Origin of the sequence: Dehalobacter restrictus DSM 9455, assembly GCF_000512895.1 — a bacterium.
Classification (GTDB): domain Bacteria; phylum Bacillota; class Desulfitobacteriia; order Desulfitobacteriales; family Syntrophobotulaceae; genus Dehalobacter; species Dehalobacter restrictus.
Map to the genome: position 1 here is coordinate 108,042 of NZ_CP007033.1, position 23,432 is coordinate 131,473.

The window sequence follows — 23,432 nt, forward strand, 5'->3', positions numbered from 1 at the left end:
GCAGCATTGCATCCGACGCCTGAAAAAGAGGGGTTAAAACATGGACAAAAAAATTACAGGGATTGTTGCGGCCCTGCTTGCAGTATGCACCTTAACGACCGCCTATTCAGTACTGTCTTCCAAGCAGGGAGACAGTGCCGTCCATTTGAACACTGGAAGAACAGGAACAGGCAGCTCCTCCACAGGGTCAGTTTATTCTGCTTATATGGAACGTTTCTTCGATCCTGACAAAGTCATCGAAATTCGCATTTCAATCCCTGAGGCGGATTATCAGGACATGCTGCAAAATCCCGCAGAGGAAGAATATAAAGAGGCTCAGGTTGTGATTGATGGCTTGAAGACAAAAAGTGTCGGAATCCGCACCAAAGGCAATTCCAGCCTTAATTCAGTCCTGAAAAGCAATTCCGACCGCTACAGCTTTAAAATTGATTTTGATCATTATATTGAAGGGCAAAGCCTTTCGGGTCTGACCAAACTGAATTTGAACAATGGCTGGGGTGATGCGTCCTGTATGCGGGAATACCTATCCTACTCGCTGCTGAAAGAGATGAACGTTCCTGTTCCTGCTTATTGCTACGCGAACCTTTATATCAATAATCATCCAGCAGGTTTGTATCTGGCAGTTGAGGGCGTTGAAGAAGCATATGCGGAAAGGTACTTTGGCCAGGACCATGGGACACTCTATAAACCGTATGGCGATCGGGGTAAAGGAAACGATTTGGTTTACAGTGATGACAATATTGAATCCTACAGCGGCCTGCAAGCTGTGACCGCCTTGAAAGAAGGCAGCAATGAGGCTTTAGTTAAGATGATCAAAGCACTAGATGAGGGCGGGGATTTAGAAACGTACCTGAATATTGACGAGATCCTACGATATTTTGCAGTTAATACCGTACTTGTCAATATGGACAGCTATCAGGGACAGTTTACCCACAATTATTATTTATATGAGGAGAACGGAGTATTCAGTTTCCTCCCCTGGGATTATAATTTGTCCTTTGGTGGATTTGGCGGAGGTACTGCGCTGTCTATTGATCAGCCGGTTTCCGGAACGTCATTAGACCAGCGCCCACTGCTGGGCAAACTACTCGAAGTACAGGCGTATAAGGACGTCTATCACCAATACATGAAAGCTTTTATCCAAGGGCCTTTTGCTTTGGAGAAAATAACGGCTAAAATCGAGAAAACCGCTGATCTGATTAGACCTTATGTCGCAAGTGACCCAACCAAGTTCTATACGCTGGAACAATTTGAACAAGCAATCGGCGAAGGCTCTTCTCAGGAACCTATAACAGACAGTAAGACCACATCCCGAGGCGGCTTTGGGGCTGGAAAGAATATGCCGGGAAGCGGAGATTTGATAGGATTGGTTGCATTTATCCGGGACCGGATTGATAATGTCTCCAAACAGCTAAGCGGGGAACTACCTTCATCGGGAACAACAGAGGATGCGGCCGGTGAAAATGCAGGTGGGCTACAGCCGCCGCTGACAAGACAGGGACAACAGGCGCAATGGGGACAACGGGCAGAGCAAGGGCTGCAGGGAATACATCCCGATATAAGACAGGATCAAGGCATGCAGCCACCGGGAAATATGCCAGAAGGAATGGATTATAAGCAAAAGATACCGGGCATAAATTGGCAGGAAGCGCCCGGTCAGAATTCTAATAATAGATGGATAAACCGTCGAGAAGATTATCTTATTGGCGGTGCGGCATTCGTGCTTATAATTTTAAGTCTGGCTATCCTGAAAAAAAGGAACAAGCATTCGATTTAAGTATAAAGAGGGTTTGCTGTTTGAACATTGATTCAGAGCAAACCCTCTTTATTTAGTATCATGCCTATCCTAAATCTACATATCCCTACTGGTAAAATTTCAGTATACGGCGTTGTCTTGCAGCTCCTTGCCATACAGAGTTTTCCTCGGTGGTTTACATGAATTAGAGGGTTGACAAGGCACTAGTGCTGGACATCATATTCTTTAAGCTGCGAGACTACTTTTTCGTTTTCCGGCATCACATACTCAGATTTGATTAGACCGACGTCTTTCTTATAGTAATATAAGCTGTAATTTCCGCTTTCAGGATACGTGATTTTTACAGTCAGGCAATTTTCAAAAATCCCGGCTGGCACTTCTACCGTGGCGGCCGTGTCAATGATCTCATATGAATTTCCTTCACTGGTCCACGAATTGCCTGAGGTAAGCGGTGATTGCAGAAGGATAGCCTCAATATTTGATGGTTGATCCAAGATATTTTTATCTTCATAGAATTCAGACTGTCTAAAGGTATTAACAATACGGTCTGCTGCAACTTCATATCTGTTAGCTGTAACAGTGCCGCCATTGTCAATTATGACCTGGTATTGATTACGCTGCTGGTACGTAACTTTTTCTGTATAAGAAGCATATTCGTTACCGATTCCTTCATAGAACCAGTAATTGCCGACACTCAACGGAATGTACGCGGCAATATTTTCAGTCTGCTCGCTGGAGGGAGAAGGGGCCGGTTTCGGTTCCGGTTTGGCGAGAGAGCATCCGTTAAAAAACAAGAGAGCCAGAACGATAATGCTCCAGAGGGCATGCTTTTTCTTTAATACATGTGTAATAGGTTCGGGGACAATTTTCATTGAATTAGCCTCCTTTGCAGTCTAAAAAATGATACAACACTATTTTCAGTATGCCAAAAAAATAATAATATAGCCAACTTTTCATTCTGTTTGATTTTCTATCTTGCAAAACAATGTTGTCATGCTACAATGTCACTATAGTCATAAATTCGTGACTTCCGTATAAAATATAAATGGATAAACTGTATCACATCCTGTATGATATTGCTGAAACGGCAGAGAAAAAAGCATATTTGAAAAGGGGACGCGAAAATGGCGAAAAAAAAGAAAATCGTGGCAGCCATTATTGCTGCAGCTGTATTGCTTTCAGGCTATCTGGGGTGGGAATATTTTTATTCTTCTGATGACGAGACGGTTGAGGCATCCGGTACAATTGAAGCTACCACCGTGGACTTGCGTGTGATGATCGCCGGCAAGGTTCAGAATTTTCAGGTAAAATCCGGGGATAAGGTCAAGAAAGCAGATATCATTGCCGAGATACAGCGTAATGATTTGGCAGCCCAGCTGGAAAGGGATAAACTAAATGTAGCAATTGCTCAAAACAATCTGGATGCTTTGCCGTCGGGAAGCAGTGACCATACAATTACAGCTGCCCAAGATCAGGTAATGCTGATGCAGGCTGTCGTCAAAACAACGGAGGCGCAGCTGGCTGATCTGCAGATAAAATCTCCGATTGACGGGACCATTCAAGCCAAAGATTATGAAATTGGTGAATATGTCACGGCCGGATCCACGTTGGCCACGGTTGTCAATCTGGACCAGGTCTGGATTAACGTATATATACCGACAGATGACCTGCCTTTTTTAGAATTGGGAAGGGAAGCGAATTTCACGATCAGTGGTCTGGACAGGGTGTTTACAGGCACGATTGCTGAAATTGCCAGCCAGGGAGAATTTACGCCCAAAACGATTCAAACCAAAAGAGAAAGGGCCAATATTGTCTACAAAGTCAAAATTGCAGTGGATAATCCCGAAGGATTATTGAAACCAGGCATGCCGGCAGATGTTGTGATCAAAATGGTAGAGACGGCCAATGATTAAGGTAAATCAGCTGTCTAAAAAATTTGGATCTCTGCTGGCCGTTAACGATGTAAGTCTGAACGTCAGCGAGGGAGAGATTTTTGGTTTGATTGGTCCGGATGGAGCAGGTAAAACGACGCTCATTCGGGTTATCTGCGGGCTGTTGACCCCAGATGCCGGTGAAGTAAGGGTTTTGGGGCTCACGGACAGAGAACGGGAAAAAGGAAAAGACGCCGGTGCCAGAAATTTTGGTTATATGCCGCAGCGTTTCAGCCTCTATGGCGACCTTACGGTCATGGAGAACTTACTCTTTTTCGGGGAGATGTACAGCCTTAAAAAAGAAGTCATTATCCATCGTTCGGAAGAGATTCTGGAAATCACCAACCTGGTTGCGTTTAAAAAAAGATTTGCGGATCAACTTTCCGGCGGAATGAAGCAAAAACTGGCGCTGACCTGCGCGCTTGTCACCAGGCCGAAACTGTTGATTCTCGATGAACCGACCTATGGTGTTGATCCGGAATTCCGGAAGGAGTTCTGGAAGATTCTATACCAGTTGAACCGGGAAGGAATGACCATGCTGGTGTCTACCCCATATATGGATGAGGCGGAACTTTGTACCTGGGTAGCGTTCATGAATGAAGGAAGCGTTCATGTGCTGGATACGCCAGTGGGCCTGAAAGAAAAATTCCCTTATCAGGTCTGGGAGGTTATGGCTGATACAAAAGAACCCTGGCTGTTCGGGAAAACAGATGGAATCCTGGATTATTCCCTATTTGGAGACAAGTACCGTTTGATCATGGACAAGAACGTCGAGGCAGAAGCCTTTATTGAACAGACCCTTACGACAAAGGGCTGCACCTTTAGCCAGCTGCAAAAAGTGGCCCCTTCCATTGAAGATGTCTTTGTCATCATGGCAGGAGGAAAATAGATGGAAAATGTGATTATTACCGAAGGCCTGATAAAAAAATTTGGTGACTTTACCGCAGTTGACAACGTTTCGCTTCGGGTCGGAAGAGGGGAGATTTTTGGTTTTTTAGGACCGAATGGCGCGGGTAAATCGACGACAATCCGAATGCTCTGCGGCATTTTGGAACCAACCGGGGGCTCTGCGGTAGTTCTGGGCTATGATCTCCGAAAGGAAGCTGAAAAAATTAAACAAAGTATCGGCTATATGTCTCAAAAATTTAGCCTCTATGATGACCTTACAGTGAAAGAGAATTTAAAATTCTATGCAGGTCTGTATGGAATTCCGCGCAAAAATTTATCCGGGAGAATGGATGAAATGATTGCGATGGCCGATCTGACAGGAAGGGAAAATGAACTTGCCGGTAACTTAAGCGGGGGCTGGAAACAACGGCTTGCCTTGGGTTGCGCTATCATTGCCAAACCACCGCTGCTTTTCCTAGATGAGCCGACCAGCGGAGTTAGTCCGACCAGCCGCAGAATGTTCTTTCAGATCATCAAAAAAATGACGAATGAGGGAACCACGGTCATGGTAACAACCCACTTTATGGATGAAGCAGAACGCTGTCATCGGGCCGCGTTTATATCCGGCGGGAAACTGATGGCGGTGGATAGTCCGGACCAACTCAAGAAAAAATCAATTCAAGGTTGCATGGTTGAGCTAAAGCTCAAGGATGGCATGCAACGCGTGAAGGAAATCGAAAAACTGCCTTATGTTAAGGAGTGTACGATCCACGGGGCGCTCCTTCACGTCCTGCTGACAGGAGAGGATGATGTTTCGCAGCTGGAGCAGGACTTGGCCTGCGAACCTCAAATTATTATGCCTTCTCTGGAAGATGTTTTTGTAGCTTTGGCCAAACAGCAAAGAACCTCGGGATACGCCGAATAGACGAGGAGGATACGAATGGGAAGAATTCAGGCTGTTCTTTATAAGGAGTTTCTGCATATCCGCAGAGACAGACTGACACTGGGACTGGTGTTTATGCTTCCTCTGATTCAGCTGCTTCTATTTGGTTATGCGATCCAAACGGAAGTCAAACATATCCCGACGGTAGTATTTGATCAGTCTCTTAGCGAGGAGAGCAGAGATCTACTGGAGGCTTTCAGTGCTTCCGGATATTATGACGTCCTTTATGCGGCCAATAGCTTTCAGGAAGTCAATGATATGATTGACAGCGGTAACGCGAAGGTCGGGATCGTTTTTCCGCCAGGTTTTGCCAATAACGTGCAAAAAGGCGAATCTGCCCCTGTCCAGGTGATTGTCGATGCGAGCGACAATATGGTAGCGAACCAGGCCATGGCGACAGCTAATTCCATCGGCCTGCTGAAATCACAGGAAGTCATCACTCAGAAACTGCATATCGATCTGACTAATCCGCCGTACGACATCCGAGTACGGGCCTGGTATAATCCGGACGGAATTACCGCTTATTATATGGTGCCCGGGATCCTGGGAATTGTTGTGACACTTTCTATGGTGATGATGACATCGATGTCCCTGGTCCGGGAGAGGGAAAAGGGAACGCTCGAGCAGCTTATTGTTACGCCGATCAAGTCGTATGAGCTAATGATCGGAAAAATTATTCCTTATATCTTTCTGGGTTATATCCAGATTACCGTTGCCCTGCTGGTCGGGGTCCTGGTGTTTGGAGTTCCGATCAAAGGAAGTCTGCTGGAACTGTATGGCTTGACGCTTTTCTTTATCACAGCGTCCTTAGGTCTGGGTATCATGATATCCAATATTGCCAGAAATCAAATGCAGGCTTTCCAGATGTCCTTTTTTATCATGCTTCCGAGTATTATGCTTTCGGGTTTTCTTTTCCCGCGAGACGCCATGCCCAGGATCATTTACTATCTCAGCGATGTGATTCCGCTGACATATTACCTGGACATCATCAGAGGAATCGTTCTGAAAGGAATTGGTTTTTCCTACCTGGTCAGCCAGGTCATCTGCCTGATTTTATTTTCAGTGTTGTTTCTTACGATCAGTATTCTGAAGTTTAAGAAGAAAATAGCCTAAAAAGAGGAGTTAACATCGTGGATACGAGAGAAAAAATTATTCTGGCCTGTGAACAGCTTGCTATAAAGAATGCTCTGGGTTTTTCCCGTCTTTCCATGGAAGAACTGGCCAAAGCGGCCGGATTAAGTAAAAGAACGATCTATCGTCATTTTGCCAGCAAAGAAGACTTGTTTGAAGCAACAATTGATAAGGTAACGGATGAAATTATTGCCAGGAATTTGAGACTTTCCGATTCAAAAGATATCAACACGATCATTGCCGGGGTTCTTCAGAATATTTCTTATCTGATCAATCCTCAGTTTTTAGCTGACTTAAGCCATCATTATCCGATGCTCTGGCAAAAAATTGACCAGATCCGTCAGAAAAAGATTGACAGGCTGATCGATCACCTTCTGGTCAGCAGTAAACTGCGTTTACGAGTAGATTCCGGGATTTTTAAGACATCACTGTTAACAGCGATGTCAGAGATTCTCAGTCCTGAGTTTATCCTGAAGAGCGGCATGTCTTTTGAACAGGTCGGATTGGAATTCCTGAATATGTTCATTTTCGGGGCCGTTGAACCGTTAAGCAATACAAAGCAGGAAGCAAGTTTAGCTAATTTGACAGAACTGAAAGTAAATTTGGCTGATGAGCAGAACGGGTAAAAGCTGTAGAAACATTAATATTGAATTAGAGTTGACGTTCGCTGTCCGAGCCAGTATAATAACATTTGCGACTTTGTTAATCTTTTGCGAAAAACTGATATTAATGAATAATTGCTGTTTCAGACCCGGAGAGATGGCTGAGTTGGTCGAAGGCGCTCGCCTGGAAAGCGGGTACATGGTGATGAACTGTGTCGTGGGTTCGAATCCCACTCTCTCCGCCATTGACATTATTCGAAGCCTTGACATTTAAAGGCTTTTTATTTATTTACTTTCTTTTTCATGGTATAATAAAGTTTGACCGTGCTAGACGGGGAGTCAGCGGTTCCTTGTAACCCGCAATCCGCTATAGCGGGGTTTAATTCCTTTGATGAGGATCTGGTCGTCGGAGCAGTCCATGTTTGAATGTGATGAGTTTCTGGTCTTGCGCAACGGAACGCTTTGAACCGTGTCAGATCCTGACGGAAGCAGCACTAAGGAGTTAGTTCTGTGTGCCGCGAGGTGACCGGGAATGAACATTTGAGCAGGGTTAACGTCCGGAGGTTTTGGTTCGATCAAAGGTGCACGGTCTTTATTCATATAAGGTGGTTTTTGGAGACCATCTTTTTTGGTGTATCAGAAAATTCAAGTTTCTGGTCGTATATCCGAAAGTATATTGCTTTTTGATATATCTAAGTGCAACTAAGGCTTCCGCCAACGGCTTGGCGTCGGCCAAGTATTCTTTATGAATTTAGGAAGTGACGGGTGATAACATGGCATATCTTGCACTTTATCGAGAGTGGCGGCCCAAAAAGTTCAGTGAGATGGTGGGCCAGGAACATGTCAAAATAACCTTGACTAATGCACTGAACCAGAATAAGGTCGCGCATGCTTATATGTTCAGCGGCCCCCGGGGTACAGGAAAGACTTCGGCAGCGAAGATTTTGGCGAAAGCACTGAACTGCTCCGACCGGGATGGCGCTGAACCGTGCAGCCGGTGTGCATCGTGTCTGGATATTGAGCAAGGAAATGCGATGGATGTCCTGGAAATCGATGCCGCTTCCAACAGAGGCATTGATGAAATCCGGGATTTAAGAGAGAAAGTAAAGCTGGCGTCGTCTGGCGGCAAATATAAAGTATATATTATCGATGAAGTCCATATGCTCACACCTGAGGCTTTTAATGCTTTGCTCAAAACATTGGAGGAGCCACCGGTCAATGTTGTCTTTGTCTTGGCAACGACGGAGGCCCATAAAGTGCCACTGACGATTTTATCCAGAGTGCAGAGATTTGAGTTCCACCGCATTTCCGCGGAAGGCATTGCGATGAGACTGCAGGAGGTGTGTCAGGCTTTAGGGCGGGATATCGAGACCAAAGCACTGCGGGTTATCGCGGCTAAGGCCGAAGGTGGTTTGCGCGATGCATTAAGCATCCTGGACCAGTGTCTACTGCAGGATGATCCTATTAGGATGGAGCATGTTTATCAGGTGATCGGCATGGTTGGGGAAACTTTCAGTGCAGATCTGACGGATTCCCTGCTGAATCAAGATTATGCTTTGACCCTGGCTAAGCTCGGAGAAGGAATTTCTCTGGGTCGGGATCCCCGGCAAATCATCCGCGAACTGTTGGACTATCTGCGGCAGGCGCTTTTATATTTGGCCGGCGGTCAGGAACCTTTGATGGCACCTGAGATGACCCGGCGGCTTGTTGCGCAGAGTCAGGCAATCGGTCTGAACCGGCTTCTCTGCTGGATCAATGTCCTTCTGAAGGGTGAAGGGGAATTGCGCTACGCGACAAATGCCCGTCTGGCAGCGGAAATGATTCTGGTGCAGACCATTTTTGGAGCAGATATAGCGGGGGGTTCAACTGATTCAACCGAAAACCGGCCTAAAGAAACGCACGTTAAACAGCCGCAAAAGGCTGTGCAGACGGCCAGTAAACATCCGGCTGAAAGTAAGGATGAGGCTCCAACGAAGGCAGTTGAAACCACCGAACAGGACCAGAATATGGCTGAAACCTTACCTGCTGCTGAACAAGGCAGTGTCAACTTCCAGACGGTCCAGGATAAATGGCCGGAAATACTCGAGGAAGTCCGGAAACGAAAAAGATCTACTCATGCTTTCCTGCTGGAGGGAAAACCGCTTGCCGTAAAAGATGATCAGGTCTATTTGGTTTTTAAAGACGGCTATTCTTTCCACCGGGACAAATTCAATCAGGTAGAAAATAAAAATGTTGTGGAAGAAGTACTTCTGCAAACATTTGGTAGAAAACTCAGTCTGAACAACCTTATTGAAAGTGAGGTTCAGGCTCTGCCGGCTGAAGCTGCGGATTTTACAGAGTCAAAAAAAAGAGTAACGGACCGGATGGGACCAGCTGAAGACGACTATTTGGTCCAAAAAGCCCGCGAATTATTTGGAGATCAGCTTGTGCAGGTGCGAAAAGAAAAGTAATATAGATGATAGACAGCTTTAAGCGAGCCATAAGCGGGCAAACGAATGTTAGAAAAAAGAATCAAGCAATAGCAAAAAAAGAATAGTCGAATAAGGAGAGTGTTATTCATGGGATTTAAACAAGGCGGCGGCGGAATGGGCAATATGAACCAGATGCTGAAACAGGCACAGAAGATGCAAGAGAATATGATGAAAGCGAAGGAAGAACTGGAAAGTCAAAGTATTCAGGCATCTTCAGGCGGCGGCATGGTGGAAGTCGTTGTCAGCGGTAAAATGGAAGTTCTGGAACTCAAGATAAAGCCGGAAGCGATTGATCCGGATGACGCTGAACTACTCGAGGACATGATTAAAGCTGCAGTCAACCAGGGACTTAGGAATGCCCAGGCGATGGTCGAGAACGGCATGGCCAAAGCAACCGGAGGATTCAATATTCCCGGATTATTCTAAAACATTGATACCGTTTAACGCTAAATCTAATCAGTTTAAGGTTGACAAGGGACTAGAAAAATTCTGGAGAGTATACATTTTATGGATTATCTATATTATCCTCAGCCAGTATCCGATTTGATTGCGGCATTTTCTCGCTTGCCTGGAGTTGGGCCGAAGACTGCAGGGCGCCTTGCCTTTTATCTTTTGAGGCATCCGGATCAAGCCGGTGAACTGACGCAGGCAGTGACAAAAGCGTTGCAGGATATCAAACAATGCACGGTTTGCGGGAATTATACCGATATTGATCCATGTAAAATTTGTTCAGGGGAGCGCAGGGACAGAACGCTTCTTTGTGTCGTAGAACAGCCCCGCGATGTGATTGCGCTGGAGAAGACCGGCGAATATAAAGGGCTTTATCATGTCTTACACGGTGTACTGTCGCCAATGGAAGGGATCGGGCCGGAGCAGCTTAATCTATCTCCATTATTCCACCGGCTGGAAGGGGTTCAGGAAGTTGTACTGGCAGTGAATCCAACGGTTGAAGGTGAAGCCACCTCATTGTATATTTCAAAGCTCCTAAAACCCATCGAGATTAAAGTGACAAAGATCGCGCATGGCCTGCCGGTAGGCGGAGATTTAGAATACGCGGATGAAGTCACCATTGCCCGGGCGCTCGAAGGCAGACGTCAGCTGTAATTCAGATGTCGGTCCGTATTTTTAGATTATATTGATCATTGTGGGAGTATCTGAATTTGGGATACTCCCTTTGCTATTTTGGTTCTAACTTGTCCACTGTCGGCATAGCCTGATAACAGGATATACGGCGGGAGGAATCATCATCATGACGTTCGTTTTTTTAGGGTTGTTTATTGTCCTATTAATATTGGTGACCGTGGCCTCATTAAGAAAACCCAATAAACTGATTAACCTCTTCATTCACATCCTTGGCGGAATTGTTGGTTTATGGGTCGTGGATTTGCTGTTAAGCATTTTTTCATTTGAGATCCCGATTAATATTTTTACCGTGAGTGTTGTCGCAATACTTGGATTTCCTGGGGTAATTGTGCTTGCTGTTCTGCAATTAATAGGAATATAAATTGTCTGATTGAATACAGTATTCTTTTTTAAATAAGCCCTTTTGCAGCAAAATTAAGCTTGACGAATAGAAGAAATAAAAAGTATACTAAAATAGCAGGGGACTATCGTAAAAAAATAGTTCCCTGTATTTGTAGCCTAATCCAGGTAGTTTACTCTTAATCGCATACTACTGGCCGAAGCAACATTTTCAATCCGTTAATGTTATTTTTTTAGTTTCTTTTATTTAGTTGGTCGGATAGGGGTTATCTCTACGAAAGAAAAACAAACAAGAAGATTGAGGAGGAGAAAACAAATGTCGAAAATGAAAACAATGTCAGGGAACGAAGCTGCTGCGCATGCTTCATATGCGTTTTCCGAAGTAGCTACTATTTTCCCGATTACCCCTTCATCCGACATGGCAGAGCTTGTTGATGAATGGGCTGCGTATGGCCGTAAGAATATTTTTGGCCAACCGATGAAGGTAGTTGAGATGCAATCGGAAGCCGGAGCCGCCGGTGCTTTTCATGGTTCGCTGCAGGCTGGAGCGCTTACTACGACGTATACGGCTTCTCAAGGTCTGCTTCTGATGATTCCGAATATGTATAAAGTCTCCGGTGAGCAGCTGCCCGGTGTCTTTCATGTCAGTGCCAGAGCACTTGCAGCACATGCCTTGTCCATCTTTGGCGATCATCAGGATGTCATGTCTGTCCGGATGACCGGCTTTGCAATGTTAAGTTCCGGAAGTGTGCAGGAAGCCATGGATCTTGCTTACATCGCTCACCTCTCTGCAATAAAAGCCAGAGTGCCGTTCCTTCATTTCTTTGACGGCTTCAGGACTTCTCATGAGATTTCCAAAATCAACGTGCCGGAGTATGAAGAAGTTGGAACGCTGCTTGATTGGGAAGCATTGAAACAGTTCAGAGACAATGCCTTGAATCCTGAACATCCCTGTCTCAGAGGGACCGCCCAGAATCCCGATATCTACTTTCAGGCCCGTGAAGCCAGTAATAGTTTTTATCAGGCGGTGCCTGGGATTGTCGAAGAATATATGCAAAAATATAAGGGTCTTACGGGACGTGAATATAAGCTCTTTCAGTATTATGGAGCGCCAGATGCTGAGCGGGTTATTATTGTTATGGGTTCTGTCGGGGATACAATCAGTGAAACGATTGATTATCTCGCAGCCCGGGGTGAAAAAGTAGGTGTATTAAGGGTTCGTTTGTTCCGGCCTTTCTCTGCGGAACACTTTATCGCAGCTTTGCCCAAGACAGTCAAGAAAATAGCTGTATTGGAACGTACCAAAGAGCCGGGTTCCCTTGGCGAGCCTTTATACCTTGATGTTGTAGATGTTTTCTCCAAACAGGCCGAAAAACCGGTAATTGTCGGCGGACGCTATGGTCTGGGTTCCAAGGATACCACACCTTCTCAGATCCTCGCGGTATATGAGAACCTGAAAGCGGAAAGTCCCAAGCACGGTTTCACCATCGGCATTATTGATGATGTTACGTTTACTTCTTTGGAAGAGAAGCAATTTATTGATACAACCCCTGAAGGAACCATCAGCTGCCAGTTCTGGGGACTTGGTGCGGATGGAACCGTCGGTGCCAATAAGCAGGCGATCAAGATTATCGGAGATTTCACGGAACTCTATGCTCAGGCTTATTTCGCCTATGACAGCAAGAAATCAGGAGGTACGACCGTATCGCATCTGAGATTTGGCAAAACCCCGATCAAAGCGCCTTATCTTGTCAATACCGCGAACTACATTGCCTGTCATAACCAGTCCTATGTGGATAAATATCATCTGCTGAAAGGACTGAAACCTGGAGGTACGTTCGTATTAAACTGTCAGTGGCCAGTGGAGGAACTGGACGAAAAGCTTCCTGATGCACTCAAAAAAGCCATTGCGGCTAAGAATGCCAAGTTCTATATTATTGACGCCGGCAAGATTGCCAGGAAAATTGGACTCGGCAGCAGGATCAATATGATTATGCAGTCGGCCTTCTTCAAGCTGGCCAAAGTCATTCCGCTGGAGGATGCGCTTCAGTACCTGAAGGATTCGGTTGTTAAGGCCTATGGCAAAAAGGGACAGGAAGTCGTTGACATGAACAATAAGGCGATCGATGCCGGATGTAATGCACTTGTGCAAGTTGAAGTTCCCGCATCCTGGGCTGAGGCCGATGCCAATAAGGGCATTTTCCTCGGAAATGAGAAAGACCCTGCCTTTATCAAAGATGTTGCGCGTGTTATGGCTGCCCAGGAAGGTGACAAACTTCCGGTAAGTGCATTTTTAGGCCGTGAGGACGGAACATTCCCTCTGGGGACCTCGGCTTACGAGAAACGCGGGATTGGTACTGCGATTCCTGAATGGATCAAAGATAACTGCACCCAATGCAACCAATGTTCTTATGTATGCCCACATAGCGCAATCAGACCTTTCCTGATGGATGAGCAGGAAGCGGCTCAGGCTCCGGAAACTTTTGCTGCTGTCAAGGCTGCCGGCAAAGATCTGGCCGGACTTCAATACCGCATGCAGGTCAGCCCGCTCGATTGCACAGGCTGTGGCAACTGCGCGGATATTTGTCCTGCGAAAGAAAAAGCGCTAGTTATGAGGGAAGTCGAAGAGATGACCGCTGTCCAGGCTCCTCTCTGGGAGTATGCGGTGACTTTAAGCGGTAAAGAAGACAAAATTGCCAATAAATATTCCGTGAAGAACAGCCAGTTTGTTAAACCGCTGCTTGAATTCAGCGGCGCTTGCCCCGGCTGCGGAGAGACTGCCTATGTAAAACTCTTAACCCAGCTGTTTGGGGATCGGATGATGGTTGCAAATGCCACAGGCTGTACGTCAATCTGGGGCGGCAGTGCTCCTTCCATTCCATATACCACCAACAAAGAAGGTAAAGGACCTACCTGGGCCAACTCCTTGTTTGAAGACAATGCTGAATACGGGTATGGTATGTATCTTGGCGTTCAGCAGATACGCAGCAGACTGGCTGACGAAATGAAGCAGGCCCTCAGTCTGGATATTCCTGCGGAAATGAAAGCAGCTTTCCAGGAATGGACAGAGAATATGAATGATGGAGATACCTCCAAGGCCGCTGCCAAAAAAGTGCTTGACGCTTTTGCTTCCGTCGATGTGAAGTCCAATGAACTTCTACAAAAGATTTGGGAGAAGAAAGATCACTTGGTCAAAAAATCACAGTGGATCATCGGTGGAGACGGCTGGGCTTATGATATCGGCTACGGCGGACTGGACCATGTCCTGGCTTCGGGCGATGATGTCAATATTCTGGTTCTCGACACAGAAGTCTATTCGAATACAGGCGGTCAGGCTTCCAAGGCAACACCACGTGCTGCCATTGCTAAATTTGCTGCAGCCGGCAAGAAAATCCGCAAAAAGGATCTCGGCATGATGGCCATGAGCTACGGCTATGTTTACGTTGCCCAGGTTGCTCTGGGATCCAGCATGACTCAGACCTTAAAGGCCATTCAGGAAGCAGAGGCGTACAAAGGACCTTCTCTGGTTATTGCGTATGCACCCTGTATCAACCATGGCATTCATTCCGGTATGGCGACCAGTGTCACACAGGCCAAGAAAGCTGTTGAAGCCGGGTATTGGCATCTGTACCGTTACAATCCGGATCTTCTCGAAAAAGGAGAAAAACCGTTTACCCTCGATTCGAAAGAGCCATCAGCGTCCTTCAGAGATTTTATCATGTCTGAAGTAAGATACAGCTCCTTGCTTCGTACTTTCCCGGATACGGCGGAAGACCTTTTTAAAGGAGCCGAAAAATTTGCCGGAGAACGCTACAAATCATACAAGCGCCTGAATGATCAGGATTGGAACTAACACTGCAAAATTGGAGAACTAACGGAAGCTGCTGCAGGCAGATGATGAACATTTGCCGCAGCAGCCTCTTTTTTTTAGTTTCCATATCCGGCAAAAGGGTACTAATAACTCTTTTTTAAGGGAAGAATATACTATGAACAGTAAGCATTCTGGTTAACCGAAAGGAATGAGTCTCAATGCATAATATTTATCCACGTTGTTCACTGTGCCGGAATACTCCCTTAAATGGTCTGTATGACGGGTTTCGCCTTGCCGGAAAGTTTATTTGCTCAGCTTGTGAAGAACAAATTATGACAGCCGATGTCCGGACCCCAACGTATCAGGAGAATTTACTGCTTATACGGAAAGTCCTATACGGACAGTCTGCTGATTACATAAGTGGACAGTCAAATCGCTAAAACAAAGGTGAAATACAAGTGAAAATATGCTAAAATAAAATGATACCTATTGTGGGGAGGAACCCGGTGGATTCACTGAGAAAAGGACTTGATGACTACTGTGGGCAGGGTATGGTTTCGTTTCATACGCCTGGTCATAAAGGCAGTAAGGAACTACTGTCCGGAATAATGTTTCCGGATTATGATTTGACGGAACTTCCAGGGTTGGATATGCTCCACCATCCACATGGGATTATCGCTAAAGCACAGAAAAAAGCTGCGGAAGCTTATGGATCGGAAGAGACCTTTTTTTTGATTAACGGAGGTACTGCGGGTAACCAGTCTATGTTTGCCGCGCTGATGGCCGGTATGCGGCTGACAGACAGAAAAGTCCGAATTGACCGCAGGGCGCACCGGTCAGTTTTTGGTGCCTTGATCCTGTCGGGAGTTGTTCCCGAATATATTGCTCCGATTATTCATCCGGATTTTCATTTGGCGCTAGGAATGGATGCGGTAGAATATTCCGACGATCTGGCAGGAATTGGGGCCCTGCATCTGACGAGTCCAAGTTATTACGGAACAGTCACAGATCTCAAAACAATCATCAAGCAAAGGGACGGGAATGCTCCGTTTATTCCGATCCTGGTGGATCAGGCCCATGGCTCCCATTTGCAGGGAGGGCTGTTCCCTGCCGGTGCTGTAGTCGAAGGAGCAGACCTGGTGCTCCATAGTTCCCATAAGACCCTCGCGGCGCTTACTCAGGCCGGAATGCTCCATGTACAGGGCAGCAGAGTTGACCGTACGGCCCTGAAAAAATCATTGGAATTTCTGCAGACTTCCAGTCCGAGCTATCTTCTGATGGCTTCTCTGGAAACGGCGCTTGAAGGATTAACACAGACACAGATCTGGCAGGATCTTTACGTGGAAGTATGTCTGCTGCACCAAAAACTGGAGGGACCTCTTCGGATACTTACAGGTAAGGACTCCGGGAAATATGGCATTTATGATGTTGATTGGTCCAAAATTCTGATCAATGTTTCGGGTTTGGGCTTGACTGCGTTTGAAGCTGTAGATTTTTTAAGAAAGGTATTCCAGATTGAGCCTGAATTATGGGACAAAGAAAATATTCTTTTTATGCTCGGCGCAGGCAGCAGGCCTGAGGACGTACGTCATTTGACGAAGGCGCTGGAATACCTGGTGGGCAAGTACCGTGGGCTGGCAGGACAGCAAAAGGAGCGAAGAACGGATCAATCTCAGAATTCTGCCGGATCAGGCTCCACTCTGCTTATCCCTCCGATGCATTTGACACCGAGGGAAGCATGGCTGGCAGCCAAGAGACCGGTGAAACTAAAGGATGCCCTTGGTTTAATTTCCGGAGAAACTATTTCGATTTATCCCCCCGGCATCCCGCTTATTGCAGGAGGAGAAGAAATCACCTCTTATGTACTGGAATATCTGAACAGGGCCAGAGAGTATAATTGGCAGGGATGGGATGGTTCGGAACGCGGAGAAATTCTCGCAGTGAATATTTAAGGTGGATACGATCATGGGGATCAATTATACATTATTAACAAAAGCAGCACTTGAAGGAAAACTGGCCCATTTTCTCTTATTTCACGGCAGCGGGATGATCGAAAGAGAAAGGGCTGTTCGAGATCTTGCTCTCATGTTAAACTGTAGAAAAGAAAATAAACCCTGCAGGGAGTGTCCGGATTGCAAAAAGATGTTATCCGGCAATCACCCTGATTTTCATATGATCAAGCCGCAAAAGACATCGATTGGCATCGAACAGATTATTCAGATTCAGGGGAAACTATATCGTAAGACCTATGAAGGGAAATTCCGGATATGTTTGATTGACCAGGCAGACAAGCTTACACTCCCTGCTGCGAATGCGCTGCTTAAATTGGCCGAGGAGCCACCAGATCATACGTTAATTGTCTTAAGTGCAGGAAATGCCGAGGGAATTATTAATACCTTAAGGAGCCGCGCTCAGGAAGTCTATTTCTCTTCGCCGGCAGAAAGCGATTGGCTGGAGGAGACGGATGCTTTCCGGCTTAGCGGCGGAGATCCAGATCTGGCAAGGAAAATCCAGGAAGTTGGTCTAAGCCGGATCAAGAGCCTGTCAGGAAATTATCTGGAGGCCATTGATAAAAAAGATTTCCTCAAAATGTTTGCGCTTTTTCCGATGGAAAGAGAAGAAGGCCAGCTTCTTCTGCAGGTCCTGGCTGTTGTCCTGAAAGAAATGGTGATTAAAGGGCAGCAGTCACCTCAAGTTCTCAAAGAAATTACACAAATGACAGAAGCCGTCCGCAGACAGGTTAATCACAGGCTGGCGCTGGAAGTACTGGCCCTAAAACATTTGAAATTGGGAGGAACCGATATTGGCTAAAGTTGTTGGTATTCGTTTCAAAAAAGCCGGCAAGATCTATTATTTTCTTCCCGGCAGCCTCGATATAAAGCCGAACGACGGTGTTATTGTGGAGACGGTACGGGGAATGGAATACGGTAAAGCGGTCATTTCGTTAAAAGAGATTTCCGAAGAGGAAGTGGTATCGCCGCTCAAAGAGGTGCTGCGCTTAGCAACACCCGAAGATGAGGAAATCTATCAAAACAATGAGAAGAAAGAAAAAGAGGCTTTTCAGATATGCCTCAAAAAGATTCATGCCCATCAGCTTCCGATGAAACTGATTGATGTAGAATATACTTTTGATGGCAATAAGATTATTTTTTCTTTTACAGCCGAAGGCCGGGTGGATTTCAGGGAACTGGTGAAAGATCTGGCCTCCGTATTCCGTACCCGCATAGAACTTCGACAGATCGGGGTGCGGGATGAGGCGAAGATGCTCGGAGGACTCGGTTCCTGTGGCAGGGAACTGTGCTGCAGCTCTTTCCTGGGAGATTTCGAACCGGTATCGATCCGGATGGCCAAAGATCAGAATCTTTCGCTTAACCCGACAAAAATTTCCGGCATCTGCGGAAGGCTGATGTGCTGTCTTAAATATGAGAATAGCTGCTATGAATGCCACAACACATTAAATAAGGGACCCAAAGAGAATCGGATTTTCTCTGAGGTATATGATAAGGAGAGCCAAGAAGAATTGCGCAAACTTGTTGCCGAAGAAGCGGAGGAATAGAGTTGGGCCAGCTATATCAGGCAATTACGGAAGTTGAAGAAAATATCTCAACGCTTTTAAGTGAAGTAAAAAGCCTTAGGCAATATGTTGAGTATCTGGAAGAAGAAAACGTCAAACTAAAAAGGCAGCTTTGTGCCGTCTCAGAGGCAGATACGGTCAGGGTACAGAAAAATGCAGCCAAAATCCAAAAGGAAGCACAGGAAAATCTCGAAAAGCTCTATCAGGAAGGTTTTCATGTTTGCCATATTTATTTCGGGGAACCCGTTGAAGGAAGCTGCCTTTTCTGCAATGCTTTTCTTCGTAAAGACTGACGACCGGAGGATATCATGCCGCAAATAGGGACTTTGTATGTCTGTGCCACCCCAATCGGCAATTTAGGAGATATTACGCTTCGGGTGCTCGAAACACTGAAAGCAGTCGATTTTATAGCCGCGGAAGATACGAGGCATTCGAGAAAACTTCTTGATCATTATCATATTAAGACCCCTCTTTTAAGTTACCATGACCATAATGAAAAATCGCGTGCCGAGGAGATTGTTCGCTTCTTAAAAGAAGGAAAAAGCGGTGCGTTGGTCTCTGATGCGGGAATGCCCGGGATATCTGATCCCGGTCATATACTTATTGCCCGCTGTCAGGAAGAAAAAATCTGTGTTGACGTTTTGCCTGGCGCCAATGCTGCTTTAACAGCACTTGTTCTGTCGGGAATGCCGGCGGAGAATTTTCTTTTTCTGGGATTTTTGCCTTCGACAAAAACAGAGCGCAAGAAAATTCTTAGAGAAATGACCGAGATTCCTTACACCATTATTCTCTATGAGGCACCTCACCGGATCAAAGCAACGCTGGAAGACATTCTGGAGATTCTTGGGAACCGTCAGACCGCAGTTGCCAGGGAGCTGACTAAACTGCACCAAACGGTACACAGGGGTCTCATAAATGAACTTCTGCAGGAATTCCGGCTTGCACCAGTAAAAGGTGAATGCTGTATTATTCTGGCACCTGCAGAAAAAACATTGATCCCGGGGACCCTTCCCTTTGGATGGAGGACCTCCGAAAATTTGAAAAAGACGGCAAAGATCGCAAGGAAGCAATGAAAATGGTTGCTAAAAAATATGGTATGAGTAAAAGTATGATTTATAAGGCTTTTCTGGATCAGAAGTGACAAAATGGACAAAAAAAACAGGAAGTAACTATTTACCTCCTGTCTGGAAAGCCAGATGTTCAACCGGCTTTATTTTCTGAAGCAGCAGCTTCCCCCATTGCCGCGGCACATTCACGACAGACATTCTTCCCGCGGAATACTTGAACATTGGAAGCATTGCCACAGAAGACGCAAGCTGGCTCATACTTTTTAAGTATGATTTTTTCTTCGTCAACATATATTTCCAAAGCGTCTCTTTCATCAATTCCTAATGTTCTGCGAAGTTCGATTGGTAATACGACCCGACCCAATTCATCAACTTTTCTCACAATTCCTGTAGATTTCATAATTTTCATCCCCTTTCTCAACAAGTTTCGACATATATCATCCTAATGTTACCAATCATGTCTGAAAAAGTCAATAGGCGAAAAGTTTTAAAAACGCTTTTTTATCAGAAAAAATATATAGTGTATTCATGATATCCAAAATTATAATATTTAGTTTACCGAAATAGTCTCGTTGGGCCTTGACAGTATTTGCTGAAATTTCCTATATTTATTGAAGAGAATGCAAACATAGCAAACCTTGAAACTACTGATGATAACGAATTGTCTACCGTAAATAAAAGGAGGTCTATTCCTGTGAAATATTATATTACCACACCTATTTATTATCCCAATTCCAGTCCTCATATCGGGACTGCGTACACGACTATTGCTGCCGATGCGATGGCTCGTCTGCGAAGAATGAAGGGCGATGATGTCTATTTTTTGACCGGGACGGATGAGAATGCGCAAAAAATTGTACGGACTGCTGAAAATGCCGGGATGGATCCGCTTACATATGTTGACGGGATCGTCGATAAATTTAAGGAATTCTGGAGACTGCTCGACATTTCCAATGATGATTTTGTCCGGACAACAGAAGAGCGGCATGCCAAAGTCGTACAGCAAATATTTACAATGCTCTATGAAAAGAGCGATATTTACAAATCCGAGTACGAAGGTTGGTACTGTACACCATGTGAAACTTTCTGGACAGAAAACAAACTTGTTGACGGAAAATGTCCGAATCCAGATTGTGGAAGAAATGTGGAACTTCTGAAAGAAGAAAGTTATTTTTTCAGGATGTCCAAATACAGTGGCAGACTGCTGCAATATATTCAGGACCATCCCGATTTTATTCAGCCTACTTCGAGAAGAAATGAAATGATCCGGTTTATTGAAGGCGGGCTTGAAGATCTCTGCGTATCGCGTACGACCTTCCAGTGGGGCATCAAGGTTCCTTTTGATCCGAAACATGTGGTCTATGTCTGGCTCGATGCTCTGATTAACTATATCTCTGCGCTGGGCTATCCCGACGGCGAAAAATACAAAACTTACTGGCCGGCCAGTGTTCATCTTGTTGGCAAAGATATTGTCCGTTTCCATACCATTATCTGGCCAATTATTTTGATGGCGCTTGATCTTCCTTTGCCCGAGAAGGTTTTTGGCCACGGATGGTTCTTAAGCAAAGAAGGTGGAAAAATATCCAAGTCAAGAGGAAACGTTCAGGATTCGTTTCAGTTGATTCAGAGATATGGCGCTGATCCCATTCGGTATTTCCTGTTAAGAGAACTACAGTATGGGATGGACGGTACTTTCTCTGAGGATGATCTGGTCGAAAAATTAAACAGTGATCTGGCGAATGATCTCGGAAATTTTGTGTCTCGCACCTTGGCCATGGTCGTAAAATACCGGAATGGAATTGTCCCGGAACCCGGAGAAGATACCGATTTGGAGAGGGAGATCAGAGATTTAAGCAGCAAGGTAAAACAAGGGACGGAAGAAAAAATGCTGGCCTGTGATACGGCGGCGGCGCTTGAGGTTATCTGGCAGTTTGTCAGCAGGTGCAATAAATATGTCGATGAGACAGCTCCCTGGAATCTGGCAAAAAGTGAGGATAATCAGGACAGGCTGGATACGGTGCTTTATACATTTATGGAGTGCATCAGGATCCTTGGCATTTTATGTGCCCCCTTTATGCCGGGAGTACCGAGAAAAATCAAACCCCTCCTGGGAGATACAGATTTCTTCAAGGACTGGGAACAGGCAGACAGCTGGAATGTTATTCAGCCGGGCACGGCCATCCGAAAGGGAGAAGCCATTTTCCCGAGAATCGATGTCTCCGCATACCTTGAGCAGGTCAATTCTGAAATGGAAAGGTGTGTCACACAGGTGCAGGGTAATACAGGCCATCAACAAGAAGTAAATCTAGAAGTCAGTCCTTCGCAACTGGGAAATTTGCAGCAAATGGCGGAGATGGTTCCGCTCAAGGAAGAAATCAGCATTGAAGAGTTTGCCAAAATGGATTTTAGGGTTGTTAAAGTGCTGCAGGCAGAAAAAGTAGAAAAAGCTGACAAACTGTTAAAACTGGAAGTTGAAATGGGTGGGGAGCGTAGAACAATTGTATCCGGTATTGCTCAGCATTACAGCCCAGAAGCGCTTGTCGGCAAAAAGGTCATTCTGGTTGCGAATCTTAAGCCTGCCAAGCTCCGCGGAATCATGTCCCAGGGGATGATTCTGGCAGCTTCGCAGGACGGAGAGCTGGAAGTACTTACAGTTCAGAAAGATCTTCCGACAGGGGCTCAGGTCAAATGATTTGGGATACGCATGCGCATCTGGAAGACAGCCAGTTTAGCCCGGACAGGGGTGAGACCATAGCCCGAGCTACCGCAGCTGGCGTAACGACGATTGTAAACGTCGGATCTACCGAAGCGACAAGTCAGAATTCGGTGAGGCTGGCTGAAGAATACCCGTTTATTTATGCAGCAGTAGGCATTCATCCGCACGATGTTGAAGCTTGTACGGATAAAACCTGGGAGACGCTGCTCAGATTGGCGCAGAACCCGAAAGTTGTTGCCTGGGGAGAAATTGGCCTGGATTATTTCAGGGACATTTCTCCCCGGGATGACCAGCGCAAGTGGTTTATTCATCAATTAAAACTGGCCAATGAAGTTGGTTTGCCGGTGATCATCCATAACCGGGATGCACACGGGGATATTCTCCAAATTATAAAAAATCATCCTCCTGAGGCAGGCGGCGTTTTTCATTCTTATTCGGGTTCCTGGGAAATGGCAAAAGAACTTTTGGCCATGGGTTTTTATTTGTCTTTTTCGGGGCCGCTTACTTTCAAAAATGCCCGCCATGCCCCTGAAGTTGCGGAGAAAGTGCCGGAAGACAGGTTCTTAATTGAGACGGACTGTCCGTATCTTACCCCGGAGCCCTACCGCGGTAAACGAAATGAGCCTGCTTATATATGTGAAGTATTGGCGAAAATTGCGGCAATCAGGGGAATGGAGGTCAGGGAAGCAGCCCGTCTGAGCAGTGAAAATGCTCGCAGATTGTTCAGAATTGATCAGTTTCAGTGTGAGATAGGAAGTAATCTTCAGTGATCTGCTGCAAACCAAACGGAGAGACGGAGAGACGTATTATTATTCTGAAAATTTTGGCGGTTTCTTGTCAAAATGGTCATTTTTTCTATTGTGAATACTCCCGGTCTAATGGTAAAATGTACAGTGTATAGGAAAAATGTAAATGCCAAATCAGATTAGACTCGTTCAAGTTTCGAAAGGGCTAATAATTTTTTTCACTATCTTGTAGATACAGTTATACACTTCTAGCGGCAAAATGTGTTTTGGAACTGGAGCCTTCGATTAAGAAAACACATACCAGACAGGAGGAG

20 protein-coding genes, 1 tRNA gene, 1 other RNA gene and 1 pseudogene are annotated in these 23,432 nt (G+C 45.6%); 21 read left to right on the plus strand and 2 right to left on the minus strand.

Annotated elements, in window-relative coordinates; all coding sequences use genetic code 11:
* Positions 1-40 precede the first annotated feature (40 nt).
* Positions 41-1,777 (plus strand): CotH kinase family protein, encoded by a 1,737-nt coding sequence (locus DEHRE_RS00555; RefSeq protein WP_019224879.1) that lies wholly within the window; start codon positions 41-43, stop codon positions 1,775-1,777.
* 182 nt (positions 1,778-1,959) lie between these two features.
* On the opposite strand, the gene DEHRE_RS00560 is transcribed toward DEHRE_RS00555, so the two are convergent.
* Positions 1,960-2,628 (minus strand): hypothetical protein, encoded by a 669-nt coding sequence (locus tag DEHRE_RS00560; protein WP_019224878.1) that lies wholly within the window; start codon positions 2,626-2,628, stop codon positions 1,960-1,962.
* 252 nt (positions 2,629-2,880) lie between these two features.
* On the opposite strand from DEHRE_RS00560, the gene DEHRE_RS00565 reads away from it, so the two are divergent.
* From DEHRE_RS00565 to rsmI, 18 genes and pseudogenes are all read left to right on the plus strand, one after another.
* On the plus strand, positions 2,881-3,669 hold the full coding sequence (locus DEHRE_RS00565) for an efflux RND transporter periplasmic adaptor subunit (protein WP_019224877.1): 789 nt from the start codon (positions 2,881-2,883) through the stop codon (positions 3,667-3,669).
* A complete protein-coding gene (locus tag DEHRE_RS00570; protein ID WP_019224876.1) occupies positions 3,662-4,576 on the plus strand; it encodes an ABC transporter ATP-binding protein in 915 nt (304 codons plus the stop codon). Before DEHRE_RS00565 ends, DEHRE_RS00570 begins: the two co-directional genes overlap by 8 nt.
* A complete protein-coding gene (locus DEHRE_RS00575; RefSeq protein ID WP_019224875.1) occupies positions 4,577-5,500 on the plus strand; it encodes an ABC transporter ATP-binding protein in 924 nt (307 codons plus the stop codon).
* Positions 5,501-5,515: 15 nt separating this feature from the next.
* A complete protein-coding gene (locus DEHRE_RS00580) occupies positions 5,516-6,631 on the plus strand; it encodes an ABC transporter permease (protein ID WP_019224874.1) in 1,116 nt (371 codons plus the stop codon).
* Positions 6,632-6,648: 17 nt separating this feature from the next.
* Complete coding sequence (locus DEHRE_RS00585; protein ID WP_019224873.1) at positions 6,649-7,275, plus strand: TetR/AcrR family transcriptional regulator; 627 nt, start codon at positions 6,649-6,651, stop codon at positions 7,273-7,275.
* A 127-nt stretch (positions 7,276-7,402) separates the two neighbouring features.
* Positions 7,403-7,496: transfer RNA gene (locus tag DEHRE_RS00590), tRNA-Ser, on the plus strand.
* Between the two features lie 77 nt (positions 7,497-7,573).
* Positions 7,574-7,840, plus strand: an RNA gene (ffs, locus tag DEHRE_RS14240) — signal recognition particle sRNA large type.
* A 184-nt stretch (positions 7,841-8,024) separates the two neighbouring features.
* On the plus strand, positions 8,025-9,701 hold the full coding sequence (gene dnaX, locus DEHRE_RS00595) for a DNA polymerase III subunit gamma/tau (RefSeq protein ID WP_019224872.1): 1,677 nt from the start codon (positions 8,025-8,027) through the stop codon (positions 9,699-9,701).
* 108 nt (positions 9,702-9,809) lie between these two features.
* Positions 9,810-10,148 carry a YbaB/EbfC family nucleoid-associated protein gene (locus DEHRE_RS00600; protein WP_015042278.1) on the plus strand — a complete coding sequence of 113 codons (339 nt, stop codon included), beginning with the start codon at positions 9,810-9,812 and terminating at the stop codon, positions 10,146-10,148.
* Positions 10,149-10,229: 81 nt separating this feature from the next.
* Positions 10,230-10,826 (plus strand): recombination mediator RecR, encoded by a 597-nt coding sequence (gene recR / locus DEHRE_RS00605; RefSeq protein WP_015042279.1) that lies wholly within the window; start codon positions 10,230-10,232, stop codon positions 10,824-10,826.
* Between the two features lie 145 nt (positions 10,827-10,971).
* Entirely contained in the window at positions 10,972-11,226 is a 255-nt protein-coding gene (locus DEHRE_RS00610) for a pro-sigmaK processing inhibitor BofA family protein (RefSeq protein ID WP_019224871.1), read from the plus strand.
* 294 nt (positions 11,227-11,520) lie between these two features.
* Positions 11,521-15,057 (plus strand): pyruvate:ferredoxin (flavodoxin) oxidoreductase, encoded by a 3,537-nt coding sequence (nifJ, locus tag DEHRE_RS00615; RefSeq protein WP_019224870.1) that lies wholly within the window; start codon positions 11,521-11,523, stop codon positions 15,055-15,057.
* A gap of 176 nt (positions 15,058-15,233) precedes the next feature.
* Positions 15,234-15,455 (plus strand): sigma factor G inhibitor Gin, encoded by a 222-nt coding sequence (locus tag DEHRE_RS15590; RefSeq protein ID WP_083221924.1) that lies wholly within the window; start codon positions 15,234-15,236, stop codon positions 15,453-15,455.
* A 66-nt stretch (positions 15,456-15,521) separates the two neighbouring features.
* The gene (locus DEHRE_RS00620) at positions 15,522-16,967 is read left to right on the plus strand and encodes an aminotransferase class I/II-fold pyridoxal phosphate-dependent enzyme (RefSeq protein ID WP_019224869.1); all 1,446 of its coding nucleotides are present in this window, start codon (positions 15,522-15,524) and stop codon (positions 16,965-16,967) included.
* A 13-nt stretch (positions 16,968-16,980) separates the two neighbouring features.
* Positions 16,981-17,826, plus strand: coding sequence for a DNA polymerase III subunit delta' (locus tag DEHRE_RS00625; RefSeq protein ID WP_019224868.1), 846 nt, complete (start codon positions 16,981-16,983; stop codon positions 17,824-17,826).
* Entirely contained in the window at positions 17,819-18,571 is a 753-nt protein-coding gene (locus tag DEHRE_RS00630; RefSeq protein ID WP_019224867.1) for a PSP1 domain-containing protein, read from the plus strand. Before DEHRE_RS00625 ends, DEHRE_RS00630 begins: the two co-directional genes overlap by 8 nt.
* Before the next feature lie 2 nt (positions 18,572-18,573).
* Positions 18,574-18,882, plus strand: coding sequence for an initiation-control protein YabA (locus DEHRE_RS00635; protein ID WP_015042287.1), 309 nt, complete (start codon positions 18,574-18,576; stop codon positions 18,880-18,882).
* Between the two features lie 15 nt (positions 18,883-18,897).
* A pseudogene (rsmI, locus tag DEHRE_RS00640) lies at positions 18,898-19,730 on the plus strand (16S rRNA (cytidine(1402)-2'-O)-methyltransferase).
* A gap of 59 nt (positions 19,731-19,789) precedes the next feature.
* Here the strand turns inward: rsmI and DEHRE_RS00645 are convergent.
* Positions 19,790-20,056 carry an AbrB/MazE/SpoVT family DNA-binding domain-containing protein gene (locus DEHRE_RS00645; protein WP_015042289.1) on the minus strand — a complete coding sequence of 89 codons (267 nt, stop codon included), beginning with the start codon at positions 20,054-20,056 and terminating at the stop codon, positions 19,790-19,792.
* Between the two features lie 294 nt (positions 20,057-20,350).
* Between DEHRE_RS00645 and metG the strand changes: the two genes are divergently transcribed.
* Entirely contained in the window at positions 20,351-22,348 is a 1,998-nt protein-coding gene (metG, locus tag DEHRE_RS00650; protein ID WP_019224865.1) for a methionine--tRNA ligase, read from the plus strand.
* Positions 22,345-23,142, plus strand: a complete 798-nt coding sequence (locus DEHRE_RS00655; protein WP_019224864.1) for a TatD family hydrolase — start codon at positions 22,345-22,347, stop codon at positions 23,140-23,142. Before metG ends, DEHRE_RS00655 begins: the two co-directional genes overlap by 4 nt.
* The last annotated feature ends 290 nt before the right edge of the window (positions 23,143-23,432 follow it).